Below are 11,341 nucleotides of genomic sequence, written 5' to 3'. Positions count from 1 at the left end.
GTGTGGGGGAGGGTTCGGTACGGGCGCGGGTCAGCGGCCACGTGACGGCTCCTGGTCGGCCCTGTGGGGCCGGTGCTGGGAGGTCGGTGCGGGACGGCGTCGGCCTGCGGGGTACGGCCTGATTCTAGCGGCGCCCTGTTTCTGGCCGGTGAACCGGGCGCTTCGCCGGGGGTCAGTCGGCGGAGGGGTCGCGCAGGCGGCGGCTGACGGTGCCGAACCCGTCGGCGAGGACGGTGAGCTGCTCCCGGCTGAGCACGTCGATCAGCAGCCTGCGGACCAGGGCCACATGGCCGGGGGCGGCGGCCTCCAGCCGGCGGCGGCCCTCCCCGGTGAGGACGGCGAAGACCCCGCGGACGTCGGTGGGGCAGGAGCGGCGGCGGACCAGGCCGCTCTTCTCCAGCTGGGTGACCTGGTAGGTGAGGTTGCTCTTGGAGGTGAGCAGGGTGTCGGCGAGTTCGGTCATCCGCAGTTCGCCGCCGGGGGCGCGGTCCAGCCGGACGAGGATCTCGTACTGCGGGTGCGAGAGCCCGGCCTCCTCCTTGAGCTGCTGCTCGATCCTGCGGTTGAGCAGTGCACCGGCGGCCAGGAAGCCCTCCCAGGCGCGCATCTCCTCGTCGTCCAGCCATCTGGTGTCGGGGTTGCCCATGGCTTCATGGTACGCGATTGTTCAAATTCGAATCATGCGCTACCTTCGGGATGGAGGTTCAAATCCGAACAATCTGCGGACAGCGCCGAAGGAGCACCATGACGACCGCACCCACGTCCGAGCGGATGCCCGTCCTCTACCTCTCGCACGGCGCCCCGCCGCTGGCCGACGACCCGGTCTGGCCCGGCGAGCTGGCCGCCTGGTCGGCCGGACTGCCCAGGCCCACCGCCGTACTGATGGTCTCCGCGCACTGGGAGGAGGCCCCGCTGGCGCTGGGGGCGACCAGCACCGTGCCACTGGTCTACGACTTCTGGGGCTTCCCGGAGCACTACTACCGCGTGACCTACGCGGCGCCCGGTGCGCCCGAGCTGGCCGACCAGGTGCGCAAACTGCTGCGCACCGCCGGCACCCCGGTGCAGGACATCCCCGACCGGGGGCTGGACCACGGGGCGTACGTCCCGCTGGTGGAGATGTACCCCGACGCGGACATCCCGGTGCTGCAGGTGTCACTGCCGACGCTGGACCCGCAGCGGCTGATGGAGATCGGCCGCCGGCTCGCCCCGCTGCGCGACCAGGGCGTCCTGATCGTCGGCAGCGGCTTCTTCACTCACAACCTGCGCGCGATCAGCCCGGACGGGCGGGTCCCCGGAGTGATGGCCGAGTTCGACGACTGGGGGCGCCGCGCTCTGGAGGCCGGGGACGTCGACGCCCTGCTGGACTTCGAGCGCAAGGCCCCCGCCGGGCGGCTGGCCCATCCCCGTACCGAGCACTTCGCGCCGCTCTTCGTCACCCTGGGCGCGGGCGCCGAGGAGCTGGCCACCCAGCGCAGCGTCATCGACGGCTTCTGGATGGGGCTGGCCAAGCGGTCGATCCAGCTCGGCTGACCGGCGGTCAACCCCCCGCGGCCGACCAGCGCGCCCAGTCCTCGGGCGTGTCCACATCGCCGGCCACCGCCACATCCCCGCACTCGACCAGCTGAAGTTCGGCGGCATGCGCCGCCAGCAGCGCCCGGGCGCCCGAATCCCCCCGGGCGCCCGCCGCCGCCTCGGCGAAGTGGCAGGCGCCGATCAGCACCGGATGACCCCGGCGGCCCCCGTACGCCGCCGCCGCCAGCCGGGCCCCGGACCGGTGCGCGGCCAGCAGCCGGGCCACCGCCTCGGCCGTCACACCCGGCGTGTCCACCAGCATCACCAGCACCGCGGGACAGTCCGGTGGCAGCGACGCCAGACCGGCCCGCAGCGAGGAACCCATGCCCTGCGGCCAGTCGGGGTTGGGCACCACGGCGCAGCCGGACAGGTCCGCGGCCGCCGCCACCCGCTCGCGCTCCGCGCCCAGCACCACATGGACCGGAGCGCAGCCGCCGCCGCGGACGGCGCGCACCGCGTGCTCCAGCAGCGGCCGGCCCCGGTAGTCCAGCAGCGCCTTGGGCCGGCCGCCGAGCCGGCGCCCCGCACCGGCCGCCAGGACCAGCCCGGCGACCCCCGCCGTCACCTCTGCCATGGGTCCAGCCTGCCGCACCGCCGGACGGTGCGGGCAGCGACCCTCCGCCATGACCGGGCCGCGTACCGGTTGGCACACCGACCGCACCGATCATCGCGGCGCGGTGACGAAGCGCCGCTCCGGGACGCCGGGGCCGCCTGGCGTGCACTCCGGGCGCACCGCCGTGACCTGCGCCACCTGTCGCCGCCCAGCCTCCACGCGGCCTTGACGTCCCGTTATGCACCCTGGTGTGCTGGGGAGGGAACCGCCCCGCAGCCCCGCCGGAGACACCTGTGCGCAAGAGCCGCCCCGCCATATCCGCCTCCGCCGTCCTCCTGCTGGCCCTCACCGGCTGCTCCTCCTCCACGCTGGGCGGGCTCGGAGCGGACTCCACCACCTCGCAGCCGTCCGCCGACTCCCGCGACTCCGCCGGATCGGGCACCAACCCGCTGGACAACCCCGACGGCACCAAGCCGGGGCTGGCAGCGATCACCTCGGCCCCGGACATGGCGAGGGCACGGGCGCTGATCGGCAAGGTGAGCACCAAGGGGCGCGGCCCCAAGACCGGCTACAGCAGGGACCGGTTCGGCTACGCCTGGATGGACTCCGCCCCCGGCAATGTGCCCTTCGCGCACAACGGGTGCGACTCACGCAACGACCTGCTGAAGCGCGACGGCGAGAATGTGCGCTTCCGCAGCGGTTCCAACTGCATCGTCACCTCGATGACCCTGCACGACCCCTACACCGGCAGGACCATCGCATGGACGAAGTCCCATGCCACCACGGTCCAGATCGACCATGTGATGCCGCTCTCCTACGACTGGCAGATGGGCGCGGCCCACTGGTCCAAGGACAAGCGGGAGGACATCGCCAACGATCCGCTCAACCTCATCCCGGTCGACGGGCCGACCAACGGCGCCAAGAGCGACTCGGGTCCGGCGAGCTGGCTCCCGCCGGACAAGCGGATCCGCTGCTCCTACGCGGTGCGTGTCGCCCAGGTCTCCCTGAAGTACGAACTGCCCGTCACCACGGCGGACAAGTCCGCGATGCTGGAGCAGTGCGGCGGCTGAGGCTTCGTGCCGCCCGCCGCCCCGGCCGGGGCGCCGCCCGACCGCGGGTGGTCAGACGACGACCGGCCGCACCTCCTGGGCGGCACGCGCGTCATAGGCGTCACGGGCGTCCAGGACGGCGTCGATGTTCTCCTCGGACCAGACCCGGACCGCGTGCATCAGCGCGGTGACGCTCTCGCCCAGTCCGGTGGCGGCGTACTCCACCCTCGGCGGGATCGTCGGGTAGACCGTGCGGGTGACCAGGCCGTCCCGTTCCAGGGTGCGCAGGGTCTGGGTGAGCATCTTCTGGGTGATGCCGTCCAGGCGGCGCCGCAGCTCGCCGAAGCGCAGCGTGCCGCCGGAGAGTGCGCCCATGGCCAGCATGGTCCACTTGTTGGCGAGGACGTCCAGGATCTGGCGCGAGGGACAGGCGGCCAGATAGGCGTCCGCGCCACCGTGAAACCGCAGGTCGTCAGTAGTACCCATGAGGTACCTGTATACCTTTCAAGTGCCTTCTGTTCAACGGGTACCGGCCCGTCGAGGATGGGGACATCCCCAGGACATCCTCTGAACAGGAGTGCAGGACGATGCGCGCGATCACTCAGAAGACCTTCGGCGGCAGCGAGGTTCTGGAACTCGTCGAGGACGCACCCCGGCCCGCGCCGGGACCGACCCAGGTGCTGGTCCGGGTCAGGGCGACCAGCGTCAACCCCGTGGAACTCTTCGTCCGTTCCGGCGCCTTCCCCCTGCTGGGCGGGCCCCCGTTCGTGCTGGGCTGGGACGTCTCCGGGGTGGTCGAGCAGGTCGATCCGGGAGTGCACCGCTTCAAGCCCGGCGACGAGGTCTACGGGATGCCGTACTTCCCGGCCGCGGCCGGCGCCAACGCCGAGTATCTCGTCGCCCCCGCACGGCAGTTGGCCCGCAAACCGGCCACGATCAGCCACGAGGAGGCCGCGGCGCTGCCGCTGGTCGGCCTGACCGCCTGGCATGCGCTGGTGGAGATCGCCCGGCTGCAGCCGGGGCAGCGCGTACTGATCCACGGTGCGGGCGGCGGCCTCGGACATGTCGCCGTACAGCTGGCCAGGCACCTCGGCGCGGAGGTGGTCGGCACGGCGAGTGCCGGCAAGCACGACTTCCTGCGCAAGCTCGGCGCCGACCGGCTGATCGACCACCGGACCCAGGACTACACGGAAGTGCTCCACGACGAACCGGTGGACGTGGTGCTGGAGACCCAGGGCGGCGGAAACGCCGAACGCTCCTTCGGCGTGCTGCGGCGGGGCGGCCTGCTGGTGACGGCCGTGGAGCGGCTCAGCACCACCCTGCCGGGGCTGGCCGAGCAGGCCGGCGTACGTTTCGCGGCCGTCGGGGTGGAGCCGGACCCGGCCGGACTGGAGGCACTGACCGAGCTGGTGGAGGCGGGCAGGCTACGGGTCCACCTGCAGCGGGTCTTCCCCCTGGAGAGGCTGGCCGAGGCGCACGACCTGCTGGCCGCGGGGGGTGTGCAGGGCAAGCTGGCGATCACGGTGTGAGCGGACGGCGCCGGTCCCGACCGGGCCGCGGCGGCGCCGCCGGGGCGGGCGGCACCGGGCCCACGGACACCGGGGAGGCCGGGCGGCCGCCCGCGGGGGTGACGCCCGGCCGCCCGGGACGCGCTCCGGGGCGGCCGGTCGGAGGGGGTACCGGTGGAGGAGCGCATCCCTGAGAGCCCCCTGAGGATTTCCACAAGCCCTGCCGGGGGGCCCGCGGATCGTGGAGCATGGAGGCCGAGCACACTCCCCGAGCCGAACGGACGGTGCGCACGATGTCCGCAACGCCGACGCCCGACGAGTCCGCGGCCCGCGGAGCCGGGGTCCCGCCCGCCGCGGGGCGGCCCGTCCGCTGCCCGGCCTGCCGCCGGGAGCACCTGTACCAGTCGCCGCTGCTGCCCTGTCCATGCGGTGCCTCCCTGAAGGTGCCCCTGCTGCGCGGCGGGGTACCGGTGCAGGTGCGGTTCCGCTCCTGGGAGGACTCCTGGCTGGCGATGCGCTGCCCGCAGTGCGGACGGTCCGACCAGTGGCCGCAGCCCGAGTTCACCTGCAACTGCGGTGCCACGGTGCGGCTCCCGGTGGACCATGCGCCCCGGTCCGGCGGCGGCGCGGTGCAGGGGCCGCCACCCCTCGCCGTACCGCCGTCCGCACCCGCCGCGGCGCCGCGGCAGCAGGCCGCGGTCCGGCAGCGCCCGCCGTTCCGGCCGCATCCGGTGCGCACCTCGGAGGACGCGGTGATGGCGGCGGCGCGCTTCCTGGAGTGGCTGGGCTTCGGCGGACTGGAGCTCTCCGAGGCCCAGGAACGCGACGGCGTCCGGCTGCTGGGCAGCCGGCTGGTGGCCCAGGTGGACACCTGGACCGAGCCGGCCGATCTGCGGGCCGTGGAGTGCCTGTGGCTGGGCACCCTGCACGCGGCCGACGCCGTGGCTGCCATGTTCACTCTTTCGGGTTATTCACGGGAGGCGCTGGTGCGGGCCGAGCAGCTGCTGGTGGCGCTGTTCACGCTGGACCTCGCGGGGGTGCCGCAGCCCGCCAATGACGCGGGCCGCACGCTGCTGCGCACCGGTTCCACATCCTGATCTCAGTCGTCGCTGGTCAACGGGGTGTCAGAAAACCGGCCCCGTTCGTGATCTGGCGCACAAGCTCGTCCGCATGTTGAAATTCCGCATCGGCGGTCCCTGGTGCCGGACACCGCGCACGAGGAGGTGGCGTTGTCGGAGCACGAAGCAGCCCCGGTCGGCCCGTGGCGGGCGCTCCCGAGAGCACCCGCAGGCGGCGGCGACGCGGTGTGGCGGCTGCGCTCACGCGCGTGCTGGACGGAGGCTGCGGAGCTGCTGGCACCGCTCGCCGGGCGGGATCCGTGGGCGGCGCTGCGGCGCGCCGAGCTGCTGATCGAGCAGTGCCTCTACACCGCGGCCGGCTGGGAGGCGGCGGAGACGGCGCTGCGGCAGGCCGAGGCGGCCGCCCGCAACCCGGAGCAGCGGGCCGCCGCCGCGTGCGAGCGGGGGTTTCTGGCGTACACGGCGACACTGCTGGGCGTGCGGGACCGGGCGGACGAGGCCAAGGCGGCGCTGGGCCGCACCTCGGCCCTGCTGGCCCCCGACGCCCCGGGTCGCCCCCTGCTGGACTTCCGCCGGGGATTGGTGACCGAGAACCTGCTCCATGACCCCACCGCCGCAAGGACCGCCTTCACCCGGGCACATGAGGGTGCGTCAGAACGCGGCGACGATCTGCTGCGCTCGCACACCTCCCGGCATCTGGCGGGGCTGGCGCTGGCGGAGGGCGACCGGGCCGCGGCCCGGGAGGGGTTCACGATGTCGCTGCGGCTGAGGGAGCAGCTGGGGTTCACCGTGGGGGTGGCGCCCGCGCTGGTCTCCCTGGCGGAGGCGTCCGACGCGGCCGAGGCGATCCGGCTGCGGGCCGAGGCGGCGCGGCTGGTGGGGGCGCTGGGCGGGGTGCCGGTGTGGCTGACGGGGCTGCTGTCGGGCGGCGGCGCGTCCGGGGCGCTGCCGCGGATGGCCGGACAGCCCGCGGTCGAGGAGCGGCAGGGCGCGGAGGCGGCCGACGGCAAGGTCAGCTAAGGTTAGCCTTACCTGTCCGAGCCGTTGTCTCCTATCGACGGGCCACTGCGCCATGCACACCGCCGCCATCACCCTGCCCTCGCGCGCCTCCCTCGCGGACGACCTCCCCTGCGCCGGCGCCTACGCCCGGCTGGCCGAGGTCCTCCCCGGCCTACGGGTGGAGCCGACCGGGCCGCGTTCGGGCGGCGGCTGGATCACGGCGGCCGAGATCGCCGGGGATCCCCGTGTGCCGGCCCGGCTGGTCGCGGAGGAGGAGCAGCGCGGCCTCGCGGACTACGGGGAGCCGCTGCGGCCGGATGTCGCGGCCGGATTCTCCCTGCACCGCTACGCCTGGTCGGCCTGCCTGCTCTTCACCGTGCCGTGGTTCCTGGAGCGCAGGGTGCCCCGGCTGCCGGTGACCGCGGTCTCGGTGAACCGCGCCGGGGGGCGGATGGCCGTCCGGGTGGACTCCTTCGCCTGCCTGCCCGGCGACCCTGCGGCGGGGCTGCCCGGCGCCCGGGTGGTGGCCGACGAGGCGGCGCTGCGGGCGAAGCTGCTGGCGGCGCTGACGGAGCATCTGGAGCCGCTGCTGGCGGCCTTCCGGCCACGGCTGCGGCGCGGCCCGCGGACCCTGTGGGGGATGGCCACCGACGAGGTGGTGGAGGGACTCTGGTACGTCGGCGGTCTGCTGGGCGAGGAGCAGCGGGCGGCAGCCGAGCTGGACCTGCTGCTGCCGGGTTCCACCGCACCGTTCGCCGGCGGTGCCGGGTTCCGGATGCTCGACCAGGGGCCGGACCGGGCTCCGATGCGCACCCGCACCCGGGTGACCTGCTGTCTCTACTACACCGTGCGTCCCGCCGAGGTGTGCTTCAACTGCCCCCGCAGCTGCCGGGACCCACAGCCGACAGGCCGGACCGACAAGTAATACATAATCCCTCAGAGTCCCCCGCAATGGTGGATTGACACCGAATCAGCCGTGCATCCGCGCATCCTCCGCCAGGATGGTCCGCCATGAGACTCTCCGACTTCCCGGCCGTCTGGACCGCGGCGGGCGCCGCGGCGCTGGTGGTCGTCGGCGCGCTGCTGGCCTTTCTGCGCACCCGCGGCGGCGACACCCGGGCCGGCAGCGATTCCTGGGAGCGCAGCGAGGAACGGCGGCGGCGCAAGGAGATGGTGTACGGGATCGCCTCGTACACGCTGCTCTTCTGCTGCGCCGCGGTGGCTGCCGCGCTCTCCTTCCACGGGCTGGTGGGCTTCGGCACCCAGAACCTCAATCTGTCGGGCGGCTGGGAGTACCTGGTTCCCTTCGGCCTGGACGGGGCCGCGATGTTCTGCTCGGTGCTGGCGGTCCGCGAGGCCAGCCACGGGGACGCGGCCCTGGGCTCACGGATGCTGGTGTGGCTGTTCGCCGCCGCGTCCGCCTGGTTCAACTGGGTGCACGCCCCACGCGGCGGCGGCCATGCGGGCGCGCCGCAGTTCTTCGCGGGGATGTCGCTCTCCGCGGCCGTGCTCTTCGACCGGGCGCTGAAGCAGACCCGCCGGGCGGCGCTGCGCGAACAGGGCCTGGTGCCGCGTCCGCTGCCGCAGATCCGCATCGTGCGCTGGATCCGGGCGCCCAGGGAGACCTACGCCGCCTGGTCGCTGATGCTGCTGGAGGGGGTGCGCAGCCTCGACGAGGCCGTCGAGGAGGTGCGCGACGACCGCCGGGAGAAGGCGGCCGACCGGGAGCGCCGCCGGGTCGCCGACCGGCGCGAGCGGGCTGAGATCCGCGCCCTCAGCCGGTCGCACGGGGGATGGGGCCGCCCACGCGGACAGCGCCCGGGGGTGCCCGTGCTGCAGGCGGCGGGCGAGCCGGGTGGGTACGACCAGGTCGGCGCGGAGCCTGCCATAGCCGCGCCCGCCGGGGGGCCGGAGGCCGCCGCGACGGCCGGGGCCGGGGAGCCGGGGCCCGCGACGGCCCGGGCTGCGAGGCCGGCGCGCACCTTCGACCTCAGCGCGGAGGACGACACCCTGACCCTGCCGCGACTGGACTCCTCGGACGCACTGGGATCCCTGGACTCACTGGAGCAGAAGCTCAAACACCTTGAGCAGCAGCTCGGTTGACCGGCCGCCCCGGGGCGACCGCGAGGACCGCGGTCACACCGGGGCGGCAGCGGTGAGCTCGAACCACATCCGCTTGCCGCTGCCGCGCGGCTCCACACCCCAGGAGTCGGCGAGCGCCTCCACCAGCATCAGGCCCCGCCCCGAGGAGGCCTGCTCGCCGGGGGTGCGCCGGGTGGGCCACTGGTCGGAGTCGTCCTCCACCTCCAGCCGGAACCGGGCCGGCCCGGCCGCGTCCCGGTAGAGGCGCGCGGTCACCATGGCGTCCCGGTCGGTGTGCACCAGGACGTTGGTGATCAGCTCCGAGGCCAGCAGCTCGGCGGTGTCGGCCAGCTCGGGTACGCCCCAGCGGGTGACCGCGTCCCTCAGTTCACCGCGCACCTCGGAGATCCGGGCCAGGTCGGCCTGGCCGATCCGGCGGCGCAGCTGCAGTTGCGGCACACCGCCGACGGGACCGTCCCAGCGCATCAGCAGCAGCGCGATGTCGTCCTCGCGCTCGGCGGAGTCGGCGGCCTCGGCGGCGATGCGGTCGGCCAGCACCTCCAGCGGCTCGACTCCGTCGGCGCGGTCCGGCAGCGGCTCGCCGACGAGCCGGCGGAGCCGTTCGATGCCCTCGTCCAGGTCGACGGCGCGGGCCTCGACCAGTCCGTCGGTGGTGAGCAGCACCACCTCGCCCGGGTCCAGGGTGAAACGGGTGACCTGGTACTCCTCCTCGGGCGCGATGCCCAGCGGCAGACCGCCCACCACCGGTTGCACCACGGTGGAGCCGTCGCTGCGCCGCACCACCGGATCCAGGTGCCCGGCCCGGACGGCGTAGACCACGCCGTACTCGACATTGACCTCGGCGTAGGTGCAGGTGGCGAAGTGGCCCGTGTCCAGGTCCGCGAGGAAGCGGGAGGCCCGTGCCATCACCGCGGCCGGCGGATGCCCCTCGGCCGCGTAGGCCCTCAGCGCGATCCGCAGCTGACCCATCACTCCGGCGGCATGCACGTCGTGGCCCTGCACATCACCGATCACCAGCCCGACATGGCCGCCGGGCAGCGGCACCACGTCGTACCAGTCGCCGCCGATCTGCAGACCGGTGCCGGCCGCGAGATAGCGCACCGCGGTGGTGGTGCCCGGGACGGGCGGCACCCGGCGGGGAAGCATCACCCGCTGCAGCCCCGAGGCCAGCTCGTGCTCGGCGTCGTGCAGGCGGGCCCGGGCGAGCGACTGGGCGACCAGTCCGCCGAGGGTGGAGAGCAGCGTCCGGTCGTCGCCGTCCAGCTCGCGGTCGTCCTCGAAGCTGATCAGGCAGACCCCGATCGGCCGGCTGCCCGCGACCAGCGGCAGGAACGCCCAGGAGCTGCGGCCCAGCGGACGCACCCGGGGCCAGGCCTGCGGATAGCGCTCCCGGTACTCGTCCCGGCTGGCGATGAAGACCGGCGTGCGGGTACGGATGGCGTCCGCCGCCGGGTGGTTCGAGTCCAGCGGGGTGCGGTCGTAGGGTGCGATCGCCTCGGCGCGGTAGCCGGTGGCGCCGAGGATCTGCAGCCGCCCGTTCTCCAGCGCGGCCAGGACCAGGCCGTCCGGCGGACGCCCCGGCAGCGGCAGTTCGGTGAAGACCCGGGCGACGTCCCGGACCGTGACCGCCTCGGACAGGGCCCGGGCCGCCTCCTTGATGAAGCGGGTGCGCTCCTCGCGCAGCACCGCCATCCGGTCGGCACGGGTGCGCTTGTGGAGTTCGGCGGTGGCGTCCCAGACGAAGCCGACCATCCGGGAGGCACGGCCCTCGGCGTCGGCCAGCACCCGGCCGCGGAAGCGGACGGCGTGCAGCTCGCCCCCGGGGTGGACGGTGCGGTAGTAGGCGCCGCACTGGCCGAGTTCGGCCACCGCCCGCTCGACGCGGCGGCGCACCACTGGGGCGTCCTCGGGGTGGAGCAGCGCCAGGAAGGCCTCGGAGGAGCGGTCGAAGCGGTCGGGATCCAGGCCCAGGATGCGGCAGGCGCGCAGATCGCCCTCAAGCAGGTCCCGGCGGATGTCCCAGTCGAAGGAGCCGATGCCGTTGGCAGCCATCGCCGGTTCCAGCCACTCCGGGGCCGAGTCGGCGGTGGGGATCGGGACCCCCCGGGAGGCGGCGGCCACATAGGCACCGCGCAGGGCCCGGTCCCGGGCTCCACGTTCACGCTCGCGCACGCTCTGCTCCGGGGGACGGAACGGCGGTCGGCGGGCAGGCCCCTGTGGCTCGGGCTCAGTCGCCATGGTTCTCCTGCCGCTCCCTGTCGACGCGGCCCGGGCCGGACCGCACACATTCTCTTCATCCTCGCGGATGTTCGCCCGAGCGGCAATGCCGGTCACCTCGCGGTCTGCCGCACATCCGAACAGGTGCGCCGGGCGCACCGTCATCGAGGCTAACCCAGCCGGAGGCGGGGCGCGCCGGGCGGCGCAGCCGCACCCCGACCCGGGCGGGAGGTGGTGGCGGGGGCGCAGACGGAACTGGTG

The 11,341-nt window shown here is 74.1% G+C and carries 11 protein-coding genes; 7 read left to right on the top strand and 4 right to left on the bottom strand.

Features of this window, described 5'->3' with window-relative positions; genetic code table 11:
* Positions 1–172: 172 nt before the first annotated feature.
* Positions 173–646 carry a MarR family winged helix-turn-helix transcriptional regulator gene (locus AOK09_RS29900; RefSeq protein ID WP_055590360.1) on the bottom strand — a complete coding sequence of 158 codons (474 nt, stop codon included), beginning with the start codon at positions 644–646 and terminating at the stop codon, positions 173–175.
* A 98-nt stretch (positions 647–744) separates the two neighbouring features.
* On the opposite strand from AOK09_RS29900, the gene AOK09_RS29895 reads away from it, so the two are divergent.
* The gene (locus tag AOK09_RS29895; protein ID WP_055590359.1) at positions 745–1,530 is read left to right on the top strand and encodes a dioxygenase family protein; all 786 of its coding nucleotides are present in this window, start codon (positions 745–747) and stop codon (positions 1,528–1,530) included.
* A 7-nt stretch (positions 1,531–1,537) separates the two neighbouring features.
* Here the strand turns inward: AOK09_RS29895 and AOK09_RS29890 are convergent, their stop codons facing one another.
* Entirely contained in the window at positions 1,538–2,146 is a 609-nt protein-coding gene (locus AOK09_RS29890; RefSeq protein ID WP_055590358.1) for a nucleotidyltransferase family protein, read from the bottom strand.
* Positions 2,147–2,418: 272 nt separating this feature from the next.
* Between AOK09_RS29890 and AOK09_RS29885 the strand changes: the two genes are divergently transcribed.
* Positions 2,419–3,195, top strand: a complete 777-nt coding sequence (locus AOK09_RS29885) for an HNH endonuclease family protein (RefSeq protein ID WP_245687543.1) — start codon at positions 2,419–2,421, stop codon at positions 3,193–3,195.
* A gap of 51 nt (positions 3,196–3,246) precedes the next feature.
* On the opposite strand, the gene AOK09_RS29880 is transcribed toward AOK09_RS29885, so the two are convergent.
* Positions 3,247–3,660 (bottom strand): winged helix-turn-helix transcriptional regulator, encoded by a 414-nt coding sequence (locus AOK09_RS29880; protein ID WP_055590356.1) that lies wholly within the window; start codon positions 3,658–3,660, stop codon positions 3,247–3,249.
* 101 nt (positions 3,661–3,761) lie between these two features.
* Here AOK09_RS29880 and AOK09_RS29875 point away from each other — a divergent pair, with 101 nt between their 5' ends.
* The 5 genes from AOK09_RS29875 to AOK09_RS29855 all read left to right on the top strand — a co-directional run bounded on the left by AOK09_RS29875 (position 3,762) and on the right by AOK09_RS29855 (position 8,863).
* Positions 3,762–4,703: an NADP-dependent oxidoreductase gene (locus AOK09_RS29875; protein WP_055590355.1), complete on the top strand. Its 942-nt coding sequence runs from the start codon at positions 3,762–3,764 to the stop codon at positions 4,701–4,703.
* A gap of 272 nt (positions 4,704–4,975) precedes the next feature.
* Positions 4,976–5,779, top strand: a complete 804-nt coding sequence (locus AOK09_RS29870) for a hypothetical protein (RefSeq protein WP_245687542.1) — start codon at positions 4,976–4,978, stop codon at positions 5,777–5,779.
* 207 nt (positions 5,780–5,986) lie between these two features.
* Complete coding sequence (locus AOK09_RS29865; protein WP_245687544.1) at positions 5,987–6,781, top strand: hypothetical protein; 795 nt, start codon at positions 5,987–5,989, stop codon at positions 6,779–6,781.
* A 52-nt stretch (positions 6,782–6,833) separates the two neighbouring features.
* The gene (locus AOK09_RS29860) at positions 6,834–7,685 is read left to right on the top strand and encodes a (2Fe-2S)-binding protein (RefSeq protein WP_055590354.1); all 852 of its coding nucleotides are present in this window, start codon (positions 6,834–6,836) and stop codon (positions 7,683–7,685) included.
* Positions 7,686–7,771: 86 nt separating this feature from the next.
* Positions 7,772–8,863 carry a DUF2637 domain-containing protein gene (locus AOK09_RS29855; RefSeq protein WP_055590353.1) on the top strand — a complete coding sequence of 364 codons (1,092 nt, stop codon included), beginning with the start codon at positions 7,772–7,774 and terminating at the stop codon, positions 8,861–8,863.
* Between the two features lie 33 nt (positions 8,864–8,896).
* On the opposite strand, the gene AOK09_RS29850 is transcribed toward AOK09_RS29855, so the two are convergent.
* On the bottom strand, positions 8,897–11,035 hold the full coding sequence (locus AOK09_RS29850) for a SpoIIE family protein phosphatase (protein ID WP_055590352.1): 2,139 nt from the start codon (positions 11,033–11,035) through the stop codon (positions 8,897–8,899).
* Positions 11,036–11,341 lie beyond the last annotated feature (306 nt).

Source organism: Peterkaempfera griseoplana, from assembly GCF_001418575.1.
Lineage (GTDB): Bacteria > Actinomycetota > Actinomycetes > Streptomycetales > Streptomycetaceae > Peterkaempfera > Peterkaempfera griseoplana.
Note: the sequence above shows the minus strand (reverse complement) of the source record. Positions and strands in the feature narration are given on the sequence as shown.